Source organism: Aggregatilinea sp., from assembly GCF_036822615.1.
Lineage (GTDB): Bacteria > Chloroflexota > Anaerolineae > Aggregatilineales > Aggregatilineaceae > Aggregatilinea.
In genome coordinates this window covers 1-16,246 of sequence record NZ_DAISHJ010000015.1, presented here as the reverse complement: position 1 = coordinate 16,246, position 16,246 = coordinate 1, and the positions used below count along the sequence as shown (strand labels likewise).

Sequence of the window (16,246 nt, the reverse complement as noted above, 5' to 3'; positions counted from 1 at the left end):
AAAACGGTTCGTTACCATGAAAACCGCACTTTCATCAAGGAGCACTCGATGTCGTTCAGCGGCTTGAACATGAGCTTAGGCAACTTATCGCGCCTGTCCAATGCGGAGACGCGCTCGATCAGCCCGGAAAACTTCACCGGGGCGCACGGTCAGGGCGGCATGGCGACCGAAGGCACAGGCTCCGGCCCGGCGCGCGAGCTGGGCCAGGGCTGGAAGATCTCGCCCTCGATTCACCTCGCGGCGCACGAAACCGTGACGCTGGCCGAGATCGAAGGGCCGGGCGCGATCCAGCACATCTGGCTGACCGTCGCGCCGCAGTGGTGGCGCAAGCTGGTGATCCGCTTCTACTGGGACGGCGAGGAAACGCCCTCGGTCGAAGTGCCGCTGGGCGACTTCTTCTGCAACGGGTGGAGCGTGCGCTGCAACGTGACCTCGCTGGCGGTGGCGGTCAACCCGGCGGGCGGCTTCAACTGCTACTGGGAAATGCCCTTCCGCCGCAGCGCGCGGATCACGCTCGAAAACCTCGCGCCGGAAGACGTGCTCGGCTTCTACTACCAGATCACCTATACGCTGACGGACGTGCCGGACGATGCGGCCTACTTCCACGCGCAGTGGCGGCGCAGCAATCCGCTGCCGTACAAGGACGTACATACCCTGCTGGACGGCGTGCAGGGCCAGGGCCACTATGTCGGCACGTATCTCGCGTGGGGCGTGAACAACAATAACTGGTGGGGCGAGGGCGAAATCAAGTTTTACATGGACGGTGACCGCGAGTTCCCGACCATCTGCGGCACGGGAACCGAAGACTACTTCGGCGGCGCGTGGAACTTCGAGCACCCGGCGGGGCAGTACGGCGCGTTCAGCTCGCCCTATTCCGGCTTGCCGCAGGTGATCACACCCGACGGGCTGTATCAGGCGCAGCAGCGCTTCGGCATGTACCGCTGGCACATCATGGACCCGATCCGCTTCCGGCAGGATCTGCGAGTGACGATCCAGGCGCTCGGCTGGCGGTCGGAGGGGCGCTTTCTGCCGCTGCAAGACGACATCGCCTCGACCGCGTTCTGGTATCAGGCCGAGCCGCACGCGCCATTCCCCGCGCTGCCGGAGCGCAATTTCCTCGAAGTGATCTAGCGCATCGGGACGAAAAAGGGGCAGTTCGTGAACTGCCCCTACAAAACTCCGTTTGGGCCAGAGAGGCTTCTGCTACAGCTCGACCGCCTCGCCCATCACCGTGAGCGTGCCGGTGACGCAGCCGCTGGCCGCATAACCCGGCTGCCCGCCGCCCACCGCGATCTCGAACGCGCCCGGCTCGATGGCCCGGCTGCCATCCTCGCGCACGAGCGAGAGCTGGCGCGGTTCCAGCGTGAACACGATCACCTTTTCCTCGCCCGGCTCAAAGTGCACGCGCGTGAAGCCTTCGAGGTGGTGGCGCGGCGCCAGCACGGACGTTTCCACGTCACGCACGTACAACTGCACGACTTCATCCCCGGCGCGCTCGCCCAGGTTTTTGACCGTCACCGACACGGTTACCGGCTCCAGCGCGGCCATCATGGACGGCTCGACGCGCAGATCGCAGTACTCGAAGCGCGTGTAGCTCAGGCCGTGACCGAACGGAAACAGCGGCGCACCCTCAAAGTAGCGATAGGTGCGGCCCTGCATGGTGTAGTCGTCGAACGGCGGCAGGTCGGCGGTGGCGGCGTAGAAGGTCACCGGCAGACGCCCGGCGGGGTTGTAGTCGCCAAACAGCACATCCGCGATGGCCGTGCCACCTTCCTCGCCGGAATACCACGCTTCGAGAATGGCCGGGACGTGTGCCGCCGCCCAACTGATCGCCAGCGCGCTGCCGTTGAGCAGCACTAGCACCACGGGCGTGCCCGTCGCGTGGACCGCTTCGAGCAGCGCCTGCTGCACTTCGGGCAGTTCGATCGACGTGCGGTCGCCCGTGCTGATCTCCCCCGCGCCGACACCTTCTTCCTGGCCCTCCTCGCCCTCGATCCGCTGCGACAGGCCCAGCACCATCACGGCCAGATCCGCGTCCTGCGCGATCTTCACCGCCGCGTCGAAACCGTCACGCGCAGGGCGGCGGATGTCGCAGCCGGGCGCGTAGGTCACTTCGACGCCCTCGCCCACCTTGCGCCGGATGCCTTCCAGCGGCGTGACGCTGGCCGACGGCGTGCCGTGATAGTTGCCGAGCAGCACCTGGGCGTCGTCCGCATTCGGGCCGATCACCGCAATCGAGCGCAGATCGCGCGCCAGCGGCAGGACGCCGTCGTTCTTCAGCAGCACCATCGATTCGCGAGCGGTTTCCAGCGCCAGGGCGCGGTGCTCGGCGCAGTCGACGACCGAATAGGGGATCTGGGCGTAGGGCACGCGCTCCGGCGGATCGAACATGCCCAGTTGGAAGCGCGCCGTGAACAGCCGCTTGACCGAGCGGTCGATGTCCGCCTCGTCGAGCAGGCCCTGTTCCACGGCGGCGACCAGCGCTTCATACGCGCAGCCGCAGCACAGGTCGCAGCCCGCCTTCACCGCCAGCGCCGCGCCTTCTTCCGCCGTTTCCGTGACCTTGTGATGCTCGTAGATATCCTCGATCGCGCCGCAGTCGGACACGACGTACCCGTCAAAGCCCCACTGCCCGCGCAGGATCTCGCCCAGCAGCAGGTCGCTGGCGCAGGCCGGTTCGCCCCGGAAGCGGTTGTACGCGCCCATGATCGACACGGCGCGCCCTTCGCGGATCGCCGCCTCAAAGTGCGGCAGGTAGGTGTCCCACAGGTCGCGCTCGGTAGCCTGCGCGTCGAAGTGATGGCGGTCGGCTTCCGGGCCGCTGTGCACCGCGTAATGCTTCGGCGTGGCGACCAGCTTCAAGTAGCGCGGATCGTCGCCTTGCAGCGCCTGCACGTAGATCACGCCGTAGCGCGCGGTCAGGTACGGATCTTCGCCAAAGGTTTCCTGCCCGCGCCCCCAGCGCGGATCGCGGAAGATGTTGATGTTGGGCGTCCAGAAGGTCAGCCCGGTGTACCAGTCGTAAATGCCCTGCCGCGCGAAGTCATGATGCTTGGCGCGCGCCTCGTCGGAAATGGCGTTCCCGGCGCGGCGCAGCAGGTCGGTGTTCCACATGCTGCCCAGCCCGATGCCCTGGGGGAAGACGGTGCTCAGGCCCGCGCGGGCCACGCCGTGCAGACACTCGTTCCACCAGTTGTATTCGGGGATGCCCAGGCGCTCGATCGCGGGCGCGCCGTGCAGCATCTGCGACACTTTTTCGGTCAGCGTCATGCGGCTGACGAGATCGTCAACGCGCTCGGAAATGGGCAGGTCGGGGTTGAGATACAAGGGATCGTGTTCGGAGCCAGACGCGGCGTTTTGTGCCATCACAAATAAGGTCCCTTCGCCTAAATCAAGCATCATATAGTAACCGGAAGATGCCCCTCAAACGGACCGTCCGGCGCAGGGGTAATTGTACCGTGCGCGCCGCGTTTCCGCGCCTGATTCACGGGGCAGTTTCGACGCTATCCGGCGGCATTTGCCGCGCCGCCGATCCCGGGATCGGTGGGCTGCTGCCAAAAACAAAACAGGCCCGCCTGTGCGAGCCTGTACCGCCTCCGTTCAACCCTTCTACCACACCTTCTGCCACAGGTGATCGATGTGGTATTCGGTGAAGCCCAGCGACTCGTACAGCCGGTTCGCGGGGACCATATCGCCCGTGCCGACGATGGCGTGCGTCGCGCCGAGCGCCTTCAGCCGCCGCAGCCCTTCGGCCATGACCGCTTGCCCCAGCCGCTTCTGGCGGTAGGCGTCCACCGTGCCCACCGGCTCGAAGATGCCCTGGCGGTTCACCGGATCCCAGGTGATGCCGCAGAACGCTGCGCAGTTACCGTCCGGCGCGACGGCCATCAGGTGCAGATCGCAGCGATACGAGGGCGAAAGCGTCTCGAACACGCGGTAGTTGGTGGTGGTCGTCTTCGCACGCGGGAATACCGCGTCCAGCGCCTTGACCAGCCGCGCGCGATCCTCGTCGTCGTTGGGGCGCTGCGCGCGGACCGTGTAGCCGTCGGGGATGGCGATGTCGGGGATCGGCTCCTCCAGCGAGCGGCGGCGGCTGTAGCCGTAATCGTCGCGCCGTTCGTACCCGCGCCGCCGCAGCGCTTCGTGGCGCACGGTGTCGTACTCGAACACATCGTAGTACAGGCGCTGGCGGCCATCATCCAGCGTGATCGCCAGATGCTGCTCGGACCAGGCGATCATCGCGTCTTCCTGCTCCGGCGTTTGCCAGCCGGGACGCACCTCGTGGAACGCGATCCCGTCGCCCTCGGGATGCGCGACGCCGATCAGCGTACCGTCCACCGTCTCCCACAGGCGCACGCGCTGCGCCCAGGGATGGTCGCCGCGCGCTTCGTCGTCCGCATAGTGATAGAAGCGCCAACCCTCCCAGCGCCGGATCTCCCAGTTGTGATCCCAGTAGTCGTGCCGGAACGCCTCCATCAGAAAGTCACGCACGCGCATAAAGTCCGTGTCGTCGCGCGGCGCGCGGGCGATGAGTTGGTCGGGGGTGGAAATGGTCATGATCTGCTCCTCAAGTGAATGCTGCACTGCCAAACCGAGAAAGGGGGATCGAACCGGCGCGTGGAATCGGGCTGCGAAGCAGATCGGGACAAAAAAGGGGATACGAGCAGGTGCGCCCGTATCCCCTCAGGATGCAGTGTCAGCGACATGGCTTGACCGGCAGGCGCAGCACGACAAGGTCCGGCCCGTTCGCGCGGGCAAAATCGACTTGCCGTGATCAAAAGCCTGCTACAGAACCATTCGCGTGTGCCTCCTTCAGAACGTGCATTCAGTGTATAGTACGCGCGGCGCAGGGACAACGTTGCGCACCGGCTGAAAATTCCCTATCAGGCCGGTTTACGCCCCGTGATGCGGGCGCTGTACACGCGCAGATCGCCGGATGGGCGAACCGGCTCGCCGCCAACGCCCTCGGTTTTGTCCACCGCCTGCACGTCCACAAAACCGACTTCGCGCATCAGATCCAGATAGGCGTTCACGTCAATCGCGCCCGCCACGCATGCCGACCACGACAGCACGTCGAACGGCAGGCCGTCCGGCCCCGCGCCCTCGGTCACGACGTCGCTGATCGACACGCGACCGCCCGGCTTGAGCACGCGGAACGACTCCGCAAACACGGCGCGCTTGTCCGGCGAGAGGTTGATCACGCAGTTGGACGTCACTACGTCGATGGTGGCGTCGTCCACGGGCAGCGCCTCGATCTGACCCCGGCGGAACTCGACGTTGGTCACGCCCATGCGCGCTTTGGCCGCGTTGGCCTTGTCGAGCATATCGGGCGTCATGTCCACGCCAATGACGTGGCCGCTCTCGCCCACCTGCCGCGCCGCCAGGAAGCAGTCGATGCCGCCGCCGCTGCCCAGGTCCAGCACGGCTTCGCCCAGCTTCAGGCCCGCGATGGTCACGGGATCGCCGCAGCCAAGCGACAGCCCGGTGACGTCGGCGGGCAGGTTTTCCAGCAGCGCGTCGTCATAGAGCGCGGGCGCGCAGCACGACGCGCCGCTGGACGAATCGCCGCAGCACGAGGCCGCCGTCACGACCGCCAGATCGGGATCGCTGCGCCGGGCGATGGCCCCGTAATGGTCGCGTACGGCGCTGTGAATGTCGTCCGCTGAGGGCGCTTCACCGCCGGGCTTGCGCCCCACGGCCAGGAAGACGCTGACGTCCGCGCGCTGCGTGCCGCAGGACGAATCCGCGCAGCACGATTCTTCGGTGTTCAGCACCTGCGCGCGCTCCAGCCCCGCTGCTTCCAGCCACGCGCGCACGTCGGCGCGCTTGAAGCCCATCCAGCGATCGTGCTGCTCCGTGCGCAAAAACTCGAATGTGTGCTCGTCCAGGTCGGTGATCGCCAGCACGCCGCCCGGCTTGAGGATGCGCGCCATCTCCGCGATCGCGGCGGCGGGGTGCTCGACGTGGTGCAGCAGCATGTTAGCGAACACGGCATCGACCGAGGCGTTATCAACCGGCAGCGCCTCCGCCTCGCCCGCGCGGCAGTCGATCGACTCGACCTCCGCAAACCGCTGCCGCATCTCGGCCAGCATCGCGTCGGACTGGTCCACCGCGATCACGCGCACGCCGCGCGCCACCAGCCCGGCGGTGATGAATCCGCTGCCCGCGCCGATATCCGCCGCGACCTGCCCCTGCCGGATGCCCGCCGCGCTGAGCGCCTTGTCGCGGATCGCTTCGGAAAAGAAGCTCTGCCGCATCGATTCCCACTGCCCGGCTACCTCGTCAAAATAGGGCTTGCTGGACGCTGGTGATGTCATGATGTGCTCCTTAGGACTGATGACATATCGACGAATGTCGATACTTCAGGGCAAAAAAAGAGGCTAACGATGTGCGGGCGGATTCTGAATGTCGTCGGGCCGGATCACCTGCGACGCGTAGTCGGGCGCAAACGCGTTGACCAGTACCCCGCAGCAGACCGTGAGCTGTTCCTGGTCGAGCGTGTAAAAACGATTCCGCCCTTCCTGGCGCACCAGGACCAGCCCGGCTTCTTCGAGCTTCTTCAGATGGTGGCTGACGGTCGGCTGGTTGACCTTGCCGTCCATCTTGTCCACCAGATCGCCCACGCTCAACCAGACGCAGCAGAGATGCGTCATGATCTCCTGCCGCGTTTCGTCGGCGAGCGCCTTGGCAAACAGTACCGGGTCTGTGTTCATAGTTTTCATTCTATCGACATTTGTCGATATGTCAAGCAGTTGGGGGAAGTTCCGAAGCATGTACAACCTGTCATGCCGATTCAGTGACAAGTGACGCTGCTGTCCGATGGGTGTGAGAGCTAGACTATATTCAGTTTTTTGAATGCAAAGGAGCAACCATGACCGCCAGCTATGACGAAGGTGCGGCTCTCTTCCGTGCCATGGGGCATCCGGTCCGCCTGCAAATTCTGAACATGCTGCGCGGCGGCGAGGTGTGCGTGTGCCACATGGAAGCCGCATTCGGCAAGCGGCAGGCGTACATCTCGCAGCAGTTGATGGTTCTGCGCGAAGCCGGGCTGATCGCGGCGCGCAAGGACGGGCTGAAGGTTTTTTACCGGCTGGCCGATCCGCGCGTCGATGTCCTGGTCGAGATGGCGCTGGGCTTGCAGCACGTAGGGGAGCCGGAAACGCTGGACAACTGCGCCTGCCCGCACTGTGCCACGGCGCGCATGGAAATCGCCTGAGCATTCCACACATGGGCACATTCACTCACAGGAGAACAGGTCAATGTTGACGGTCAAAGTTTTGGGATCGGGCTGCCCGAACTGCAAGAAGCTGGAAGCCGAAACCCGTAAGGCGCTCGATGCGGCCCAGCCGGGCATCGCGTACGAGCTGGTGAAGGTCACCGACTACGCCGACATCGCCGCGTACGGCGTCGTCAGCACGCCCGCGCTGGTCATGAACGAGCAGGTCGTGTCCAGCGGGCGCATCCCCTCCGGCGATCAGATCGTGCGTTGGGCGATGGAGCAGCAGGCCAACTAGGGCTGCCGCGCGGGGATCCCGGATAAGCAAAAAGCAGGGCGGGGTTGATGCGGTTTAATAAATGAATCCGGTCATCACCGCGACCTCACCCCCGGCCCCTCTCTCCAGTCTGGGCTGGAGAGGGGAGACAGGCAGTCGACGGGAGCCTGTAGGGGCGGGTTAGAAACCCGCCCTGGTTGTGTCCGGATTCAAAAGTTAAAGAGCATGATACCCGCCCCTACGGATCGTGGGGTAACGAGTGAGGCGGGAACCCATTTTCCCGCTCGGCAAGTGCAAAACAGGTTCCAGAGCAGCACCCTTTTACCGTTATTCAGCAAAGGAAGTCAATACGATGTCGTTCAAATCGCAGCGGATCGCGCTGTCAAACCGGATCGGAACCGGGGACCGGCAGAGTTTCGGGCTGCTGGCGGCTGCCGCGCTGGTGTGGTGGATCGCCTATAACAGCCTGCAAACCATCGCGGATACCCTCTCCTACGATCTACTCGGTCTCGGGCCGGAGACGCGCCTCGGCAGCGCCGTCAACTTTTTCCTTTATGACGTGCCCAAGATCCTGCTGCTGCTGTCCGGCATGATCTTCCTGATCACCGTGCTGCGCACCTTCGTCACGCCGGAACAGACCCGGCGCTGGCTGGGCGGACGGCGCGAAGGCGTCGGCAACGTGCTGGCTTCCCTGCTGGGCATCATCACGCCGTTTTGCTCGTGTTCCGCCGTGCCGCTGTTCATCGGCTTCGTGGAATCGGGCATTCCGCTGGGCGTCACCTTTTCGTTCCTGGTCACCGCGCCGATGGTCAACGAGGTGGCGCTGGTGATGCTGTTCGGCATGTTCGGCTGGAAGATCGCCGGGCTGTATATGGCGTCGGGCGTAACGCTCGCCATCCTGTCGGGGATCCTGATCGGGCGGCTGCATCTGGAACAGCACGTCGAGCCGTTCGTGTACCAGGTGAAGGTCAAGAACAACGCCCAAAATCAGCTCGAAGCCCGGCTCACCTGGACCGAGCGCTTCAGCCAGGCGCTGCAAAGCACGCGCGACATCGTGGGCAAGGTGTGGCCGTACGTCATCGGCGGCATCGCCGTGGGCGCTGGCATTCACGGCTACGTGCCGGACGACTTCATGGTGGACATCATGGGCAAGGACGCGTGGTGGTCCGTGCCCGCCGCCGTGATCCTGGGCGTGCCGATGTATTCCAACGCGGCAGGCGTAATCCCGATCGTCAGCGTGCTGCTGGACAAAGGCGCCACGCTCGGCACGGTGCTGGCGTTCATGATGGCCGTGGTCGCGCTCAGCCTGCCGGAGATGATCATCCTGCGCCGCGTGCTGCGTCCGCGCCTGATCGCCACCTACATCGCCGTGCTGACGGTCGGCATCATCGTCACCGGCTACCTGTTCAATCTCGTGATTTGATGCATCGAAACGGCGCAGGCGCACGTCAAATTTTCTTAAATTGACAGGTGTCGATATTGCTGGTAAGCTGCGATAAGATTCTCACGTTTAGAGGGGTTTTCATGCCCACCACGCCGCTTACTTTATCCGATCCGCACCCTGCCAGCGCCGCACGCCGCACGTCGTGCTCGAGCCGCGACACGACGCTGCACCTCACCGCCGACGAGGCGGATCGGTTCGCGGCGCTGTCCAAGACGTTGGGACATCCGGTGCGCGTGCAGATCGTGGACCTGCTCAGCCGCTACGGGGGCGACGTGTGCGTGTGCGACATCGAACGGCACTTCGACCTGACGCAGCCCACCATCTCGCACCATCTGAAGGTGCTGCGCGAGGCGGGGCTGATCGACGCGGAACAGCGCGGCCTGTGGATCTATTACCAGCTCCGGCCCGGCACCCTCGATGGACTGCGCGACTGGCTGGATCATCTGAAATAACGGGAAGAAGCGCACTGCGGTGCGCTTTTTTTGCGGCAATTATATAGAAGAACGTCTATTTATCTCGTTCTGGAAGCTGGCAGGAGACATCAGGAGACACCATGACACACCCACGCCAAGTCCTGTTCCTGTGCACCGGCAACTCGTGCCGCTCGCAGATGGCCGAGGCCATCGTCAACACCCGGCGCGGCGAGCAGTGGCATGCCGTCAGCGCAGGCACGCAGCCCGCCGAGCACGTGCATCCGCTGGCCCTGCGCGCGCTGGCCGAGATCGGCATCACCCACCCGGACGCCGTGCCCAAGTCTGCCGAGGCGTTCCGCGACGCGCCGTTGGATATGGTGATCACCGTCTGCGACGACGCGGCGGAAAACTGCCCAATCTGGCTGGGACAGGGCAAAAAGCTGCACGTCAGCTTTCCCGATCCGGCCAAAGCGACCGGCACAGACGAGGAAATCATGGCCGTTTTTCGCGCCGTGCGGGAAGACATCGAACGGCGCGTGCTGACCGTGCTCGACACGTTATAGACCTTTCAACCGTGTGATCAACAGGAGATAAGTTCGATGAGTGTCCAGGCCCAATCTTCCCCTGCCGGGCAAACCGGCGCTATCTTCCAACGGTTATCTTTCCTCGACCGGTTCCTGCCGCTCTGGATCTTCCTGGCAATGGCGGCAGGGGTCGCCCTGGGCGCCATCTTCCCCGGCATCCAGGACACGTTCGATTCGCTGCGCATCGATACCGTGTCGTTCCCTATCGCCATCGGCCTGCTGTGGATGATGTATCCCGTGCTCGCCAAAGTGAAGTACGAAGAATTGGGCAACCTGCGCGGGCAGGGGCGACTGTTCGGCCTGTCGATCCTGCAAAACTGGATCATCGGCCCGGCGCTGATGACCGCGCTGGCGTGGATCTTCCTGTCGGACTATCCCGAATATCGCACCGGGCTGATCATCGTCGGGCTGGCGCGCTGCATCGCCATGGTGCTGATCTGGAATATGCTGGCGGGCGGTAACAACGAAGACTGCGCCGTGCTGGTCGCGCTGAACTCCGTGTTCCAGATCATCATGTACAGCCCGCTGGCGTACTTCTATCTGACCATCGTGCCCAAGGCGCTGGGCGCGGATACGGCGGAAGTCGGCGTGACGATGGGCGACATCGCCCGCAGCGTGATGATCTTCCTCGGCGTGCCGCTGCTGGCGGGCATCATCACCCGCTTTGCCCTCATCCGGCGGCGGGGCGCTGCGTGGTACGATGGCGAGTTCGCGCCCAAGCTGGGACGCACCGCGATCATCGGGCTGCTGTTCACGATCGTGGTCATGTTCAGCATGCAGGGCGAAAAAATCGTGGATAAGCCGTTGGACGTGCTGCGCATCGCCGTCCCGCTGCTGGTCTACTTCGTGCTGATGTTCGCGCTGAGCTTCTATATGTCGCGGCGCGCGGGTTTCCATTACGACGAATCCGCGACGCTGTCCTTCACCGCCGCCAGCAATAACTTCGAGCTGGCGATCGCCGTGGCGGTGGCCGCGTTTGGCATCACGTCCCAGGAGGCGCTGGCGACGGTTGTCGGCCCGCTGATCGAGGTTCCGGCGCTGATCGGGCTGGTGTACGTCGCGCTGTGGATCGGGCAGCGGTACTTCCGGGGCGATCCGACCGCGCCCGCACGCAAAGCTGCCGCCGCGGGCGACTGACCGCCGGGCAGCCCGTAATACGGCGGCAATCTTTTGCTTGGCACGCCTCCCGGCGTGCGGTACAGTTCTGCGCAGATGCGCTCAGTTTTTGAGTTCGGAATCGTAGAACTGCAAGGGCGGGTCGCAGATCCGTGGGCATTAAGCTGACGGAGCAAGACGATTTCCCTGGCGTCAAAACAAAGCGTCAGTGGTGGAACCGTAGGGGTAGAGCTTGCTCTACCCGTTTTTTCTCTTAACGGGCGATGCAAGCATCGCCCCTACGAAAAACACGACAGTCAATTTTGCGCTTGAAGGGGCCTAAAATGTGTATAGTCCCTACAAGACCCCATTGGCTGAGAATCTGGGGTAAGGTTTCTACGAGAACCGGAGTCATTCGTTGAACCGCAGCAATGTGCAGAATGTGCCCCCAAGGAGCGTGCCAGGATGGTCTTTCAGCTTCAGGAACCGTATGCGCCGCGCCCGATCCGCCTGCTCGATCCGTGGGCGTATGCCGGATGGCGCTTGAAAGTCTACGGCATCGCGTATGGGCGGGCGCTGCCGCGCCCCGAACTGGTGGAGGCAGCGCAAGCGGTGGCGGCACAGCGGCTCCCACAGCCCGCCGTCACCGGCGACCGTTACGGCGTGGGCTTCCTGGGCGTGCACGACGGGCGCGGCGCAGCATTCGTGTTCGTGGACTGGTGGCAGAGCGAAAACGAGCTGCACCATCACGTCTACGTCGCACCGACCGAGCAGCCCACCGCGCTGGAATACGTCACGCCGTCGGGCCTGAGTGCCTGCGTGTGGGATCTGGCTGTGATCTGCTTCGAGCGGCAGGCGTGGCTGGAAACGGTGCTGGCGAACCCCGCCGGGCCGGACCTGGACGCTTACCTGGCGCGCTGCCTGGATGCGGACGTGTAGCGAGCGCCACCGAGCAGCAAAAAGCCCGACGATGAGCCGGGCTTTGGAAGTTCCGTGATGGGGCGAAGCATTACTCGCCGGTGCGCGTCGCGTTCATCTCGTGCGGTTGCGCCAGCAGCCCGGATATCATCAGCGCCACCCCGATCCAGGTGGCGTATATTGCCACGCTGAGCGCGGGCGCAAGCCCGATCAAGATCAGCGCCGCGCCTCCCAACACCGACACACCCGCCAGCGCATACAACCGCCGCAGCTTCAGCCAGTCGCCAAAGAACATCATGACCATGCCAAAGCCAACCGCCAGGGCCAGCACGAGGGCCTGCGCGGGCTGCAGCACGACAAAGTTAGACACCAACGTCAGGGCGGCCACGGTTCCCGGCAGCATATTCCCCGAACGGCGCGGCTCGCTGGCAGTGCGGATCGCAGGTGGATTGACCGTCCGAATGGCATCCATTGGTTTGCTTCCTTGTCCCGTTCGTCATCTATAGGTTCTTCGGTTTGCGGCATTCCCCCTGTTATGCCCGATGCCCGTTTTCACAAGCATCACACCGATCTTAAGCCGCCAGAACGCAGATGTCAACTAGATATTAATAACAAAATAAAAAGGTGCTCCGCCTGGAAGCACCTTACAAACCTTACACTTTTTAGAAATATACGCCCAAACGGCCCTATCCGCCAACCTTCATCCGCACGCGCGGACGCCCGTCCATGTCCGGCAGGCGCAGGCTGCCCGGCGGCGCGTGCAGCGATCGGTGCTCGCCGGGCGGCAGCACGGCCACGATGTCGCGGTAGGGCAGCGGATACCCACCCTCGACGACCGGTGCGGCCAGCGTGACGGCCTCCGGCGTGCTGTCCACCGCCAGCTTGACACGCGTCACCGCGCCGCGCTGGTAGCCGAAGCTCACGCCATCGTCCTCGACCAGCGTAAACTCACCGTGACCGCCCTCCGGCGCGGGGAACACCAGCGCCTCACGTTGATCGTCCGGCTCCGCGCCGACGTGTTTCATCGCTTTGCCGAGCGGCACGATCCCGCCCGCGCGCACGAACAGCGGGATGCGGTCCAGCGGCGTTTCGACCTCGATCTCTTCCCCGCCCGCGTGCCACGTGCCGCTGTAAAAGTCGCACCACGAGCCGCCCGGCGGCAGGTAGACGCGCCGCCTCCGCGCGCCCGGCTCCATCACCGGCGCGACCAGCAGCGACGGCCCCAGCAGGAAGTCGAACGACTCCGCCCGGCAGCGCGCATCGTGCGGGAAGGCGTACACCAGCGGGCGCATGATCGGGTGGCCGGTCTGCGCCGCCTCATAAAACAGGCTGTAGAGGTAGGGGATCAGCCGGTAGCGGAAGCGCATCGCCTCGCGCACCAGCGGCAGGGCGTCGGGGTGCATCCACGGCTCGTTGACCGTGCCGTCCTCGTTCCACGAGTGGATCGTGAAGCGCGGGTAAAAGATGCCGCACTGCACCCAGCGCGCAAACAGTTCCGCGTCCGGCTTCGGCCCGGCGAAGCCGCCCACGTCGTGCCCGGTGTTGACCAGCCCCGACAGACCCGCGCCGAGGCCCATCGGCAGGTTGTGGCGCAGCGTCGCCCAGGACGTGCGGTTGTCGCCGGTCCACGTCTGCGCGTAGCGCTGAATGCCGGGACAGCCGGAGCGCGTCAGCAGCAGTGGGCGACGGTCCGGCGCGTGCTCGCGGATGGCGTTGTACGACGCGTGGCCCATCAGCAGCGTCAGCAACGGGCGGGCGTCCTGGGCGCGCAGCGGATCGCCAAACCCGGCGCAGCGCGCGTCGTCGTCGGGAAGCTGAAACTCGTTGTTGTCGTTCCAGGCCGCGTCGATGCCCACATCCAGCAGGGCATCCTTGACCCGCGCCTGCCACCACTCGTAGCCTGCCGCGCTGGTGAAATCGAAATAGGAGCCTTCCGCCGATTCGTACAGTCCCCCGCTCCAAAACAGGCTGATCTCCGGCGTATCCGCGTCCGCCGCCTTCACGAAGCCGTCCGCCGCCGCGACCTCGCCGTAACGCGGGTGCGATTTCAGCAGCCAGGGCTTGATGTTCGCCGCCAGATGGATGCCCGCCGCGTGAAAACGCGCCGCCATGCCCGGCGGATCGGGGATGCGGTCGCGATTCCAGGTGAAGACGTTGCGCCGCCCCAACGCGTCGGTGGTGTAGCCGGACGAGAGATGGAACAGGTCGCAGGGGATGTCGTGCTGCGCGCAGAGGTCCACGAACTCGCCCAGGCGCACCTGCGCGTCCGGCGCTTCGGTGTAGCTCATAGTCGAGCCGAGGTAGCCCAGCGACCAGCGCGGCGGCAGGGCGGGCCGCCCGGTCAGCGCGGTGAATTTTTCGCATACGGCCTCGATGGTGGGGCCGTAAATCAGCGTGTAGTCCAGGTCGCCGCTTTGCGCTTCGTAGGTGCGGTAGGCGGCGCCACGCAGCGCGTCCACCTCTTTGCCCAGGTCGAAGACGCCCGGCGCGAAGTTGTCGTAAAACAGCCCGTAGGCCAGATCGAGATCGGCGGCGTAGGTGATGTAAAACGGCCAGTGCTTGTAGAGCGGATCGGTCGTCGCCGCGTCGTAGCCGTAGGCATCGACCGCTTCCAGGCGCAAGCGCATCCCGGCCTTGTCCAGCGGCCCGGCCACCTCGCCAAAGCCGTAATAGTGCTCGTCCGTGCGGCGCGCCAGCGCGTGCGAGACCATCGTGCCGCGCGCGTCGTAGACGTACGCCCGCGCCGTGTCCGCCGCGAAGGATCGCCCCTGCGCATCGGCCCACGTCAGGCGGAAATCGCCCAGAGACACGGTGAGATCGAGCAGATCCGTGCGCAAATGCAGCGCGCCCGCCCCTTCCCTCACCTCGAACGGCGGCAGCGGGAAATGGCTCACATCTTCGCGCAAGCGCCCTTCGCGCGGCACGTCGCCATCCGGGCCGACGACCGTCCAGGTGCGATCCTGGCGCGGCGTGCCATCGGGCCAGTGCTGCACACGGATCAGGCCGTGATCGAGCACGGTGATCCGCAGGCGTTCGCCGCGCTGTCCTGCGAATTCCAGCGTCGGCGCGCCGGACTCCACCAGCCGTACGTCACGCGGCCAGATGCGTTTCATACGCCGCTCAGCCTTTCAGCCCGGTGGTCGCAATGCCGGACGTGATGAAGCGCTGCAAAAACGCGAACACGATCGTGATCGGGAGCAGCGTCAGCACGGTCATCGCCAGCACGTAATGCCACTGCGTCTGCAAATCGCCCTGGAACGAGGCCAGCCCCACCTGAAGCGTGAACAACTCCTGCCGCGTCAGCACAATCAGCGGCCAGAGGAAGTCGTTCCAGCGCCACATCACCGAAAAGATGGTCAGCACGGCCAGCGCGGGACGCGCCAGCGGCAGCACGATCTGCCAGTAGATGCGCCACTCGGTCGCGCCGTCGATGCGCGCAGATTCGAGCAGCTCGTCGGGGATGGTCAGCATGTACTGGCGCAGCAAAAAGACGCCGGTCGGGGTCGCCGCGCCGGGGATGATCACGCCCCACAGCGTGTTGTTCATGTTCAGCTCGGTGATCACCAGGAACACCGGGACCAGGATCACGGAGATCGGGATCATCAGCGTGGCGATGATCAGCACGAAGATCGCCTGCCGCCCCTTGAACCGGTACTTGCTCAACGCGAACGCCGCCATGCTGTTGATGATCAGTGTGATCAGCGTGGCGACCACCGTCACCACGACGCTGTTGCGCAGGTAAGTCAAAAAGTCGAAGCGCTCCAGCGGATCGGTGTAGTTCTCCCACGCGAGCGCGAATTTTTCGACCGGGGTGCGGTCGTCGATGTTGACCTTGATCACCTCGTCCTGCGTGGGCTTGCCCGGCGTGGCGAGCGGCTGGTTCGGGTCGATCATCTGCGCCTCGATGCCCACGCGCCGTACCTGCGCCAGCGTGCGCGTCTCGCCGTCGATCGTCACCTCGAACAGCGGCAGCGGCTCGTCGAAGCCTTCTACCGCGACTGTTTCCTGTTCGTAGGGCAGGAAGCGCGGCGGGAATTCCACCAGCTGCGCCTGCGACTTAAACGACGACATCACCACCCACAGCACCGGGCCAAACATCAGCAGCACGCCCGCCAGCAAGTACAGGTAGGTGAGGATGTCGGTGATATCCATGCGGCCCCCGCCGCGCTTGCGGATCAGAAAATTGCGCATCATCTGCATCGCTTCGTTCTCCGTATTGCATCGATCGCGTAGGCGGCGAGTCTGACCTCACCCCCGGCCCCCTTTCAAGGGTAGGTTTTTTATGGAAGCCTTAGAATG

Annotated in this window: 15 protein-coding genes; 8 read left to right on the top strand and 7 right to left on the bottom strand. The window is 64.6% G+C overall.

The genetic code is table 11. From position 1 onward, the window contains the following. Positions 1-48: 48 nt before the first annotated feature. On the top strand, positions 49-1,131 hold the full coding sequence (locus V7116_RS07180; RefSeq protein ID WP_324391215.1) for a glycoside hydrolase family 172 protein: 1,083 nt from the start codon (positions 49-51) through the stop codon (positions 1,129-1,131). A 72-nt stretch (positions 1,132-1,203) separates the two neighbouring features. Here V7116_RS07180 and V7116_RS07175 read toward each other — a convergent pair whose 3' ends face one another. From V7116_RS07175 to V7116_RS07160, 4 genes are all read right to left on the bottom strand, one after another. Continuing rightward, complete coding sequence (locus V7116_RS07175; protein ID WP_324391214.1) at positions 1,204-3,366, bottom strand: glycoside hydrolase family 3 C-terminal domain-containing protein; 2,163 nt, start codon at positions 3,364-3,366, stop codon at positions 1,204-1,206. A 243-nt stretch (positions 3,367-3,609) separates the two neighbouring features. Then, entirely contained in the window at positions 3,610-4,557 is a 948-nt protein-coding gene (locus V7116_RS07170; RefSeq protein WP_324391213.1) for a GNAT family N-acetyltransferase, read from the bottom strand. A 326-nt stretch (positions 4,558-4,883) separates the two neighbouring features. Beyond that, on the bottom strand, positions 4,884-6,317 hold the full coding sequence (arsM, locus tag V7116_RS07165; RefSeq protein ID WP_324391212.1) for a class I SAM-dependent methyltransferase: 1,434 nt from the start codon (positions 6,315-6,317) through the stop codon (positions 4,884-4,886). A 63-nt stretch (positions 6,318-6,380) separates the two neighbouring features. Then, complete coding sequence (locus V7116_RS07160) at positions 6,381-6,713, bottom strand: ArsR/SmtB family transcription factor (RefSeq protein WP_324391211.1); 333 nt, start codon at positions 6,711-6,713, stop codon at positions 6,381-6,383. A 158-nt stretch (positions 6,714-6,871) separates the two neighbouring features. On the opposite strand from V7116_RS07160, the gene V7116_RS07155 reads away from it, so the two are divergent. The 7 genes from V7116_RS07155 to V7116_RS07125 all read left to right on the top strand — a co-directional run bounded on the left by V7116_RS07155 (position 6,872) and on the right by V7116_RS07125 (position 11,968). After that, entirely contained in the window at positions 6,872-7,216 is a 345-nt protein-coding gene (locus tag V7116_RS07155; RefSeq protein ID WP_324391210.1) for an ArsR/SmtB family transcription factor, read from the top strand. Positions 7,217-7,259: 43 nt separating this feature from the next. Continuing rightward, a complete protein-coding gene (locus V7116_RS07150) occupies positions 7,260-7,514 on the top strand; it encodes a thioredoxin family protein (RefSeq protein ID WP_324391209.1) in 255 nt (84 codons plus the stop codon). Positions 7,515-7,845: 331 nt separating this feature from the next. Beyond that, positions 7,846-8,916 carry a permease gene (locus V7116_RS07145; RefSeq protein ID WP_324391208.1) on the top strand — a complete coding sequence of 357 codons (1,071 nt, stop codon included), beginning with the start codon at positions 7,846-7,848 and terminating at the stop codon, positions 8,914-8,916. Between the two features lie 101 nt (positions 8,917-9,017). After that, positions 9,018-9,389, top strand: a complete 372-nt coding sequence (locus tag V7116_RS07140) for an ArsR/SmtB family transcription factor (protein ID WP_324391207.1) — start codon at positions 9,018-9,020, stop codon at positions 9,387-9,389. A gap of 101 nt (positions 9,390-9,490) precedes the next feature. After that, entirely contained in the window at positions 9,491-9,913 is a 423-nt protein-coding gene (locus tag V7116_RS07135; protein ID WP_324391206.1) for an arsenate reductase ArsC, read from the top strand. A 36-nt stretch (positions 9,914-9,949) separates the two neighbouring features. Then, positions 9,950-11,071 (top strand): ACR3 family arsenite efflux transporter, encoded by a 1,122-nt coding sequence (arsB, locus tag V7116_RS07130; RefSeq protein WP_324391205.1) that lies wholly within the window; start codon positions 9,950-9,952, stop codon positions 11,069-11,071. Between the two features lie 423 nt (positions 11,072-11,494). Next, complete coding sequence (locus V7116_RS07125; protein ID WP_324391204.1) at positions 11,495-11,968, top strand: hypothetical protein; 474 nt, start codon at positions 11,495-11,497, stop codon at positions 11,966-11,968. Positions 11,969-12,038: 70 nt separating this feature from the next. Here V7116_RS07125 and V7116_RS07120 read toward each other — a convergent pair whose 3' ends face one another. From V7116_RS07120 to V7116_RS07110, 3 genes are all read right to left on the bottom strand, one after another. Then, complete coding sequence (locus V7116_RS07120) at positions 12,039-12,419, bottom strand: hypothetical protein (RefSeq protein WP_324391203.1); 381 nt, start codon at positions 12,417-12,419, stop codon at positions 12,039-12,041. Positions 12,420-12,633: 214 nt separating this feature from the next. Beyond that, positions 12,634-15,060: a glycoside hydrolase family 31 protein gene (locus tag V7116_RS07115; RefSeq protein WP_324391202.1), complete on the bottom strand. Its 2,427-nt coding sequence runs from the start codon at positions 15,058-15,060 to the stop codon at positions 12,634-12,636. Between the two features lie 7 nt (positions 15,061-15,067). Then, positions 15,068-16,147: a carbohydrate ABC transporter permease gene (locus tag V7116_RS07110; RefSeq protein ID WP_349258464.1), complete on the bottom strand. Its 1,080-nt coding sequence runs from the start codon at positions 16,145-16,147 to the stop codon at positions 15,068-15,070. Positions 16,148-16,246: the final 99 nt, after the last annotated feature.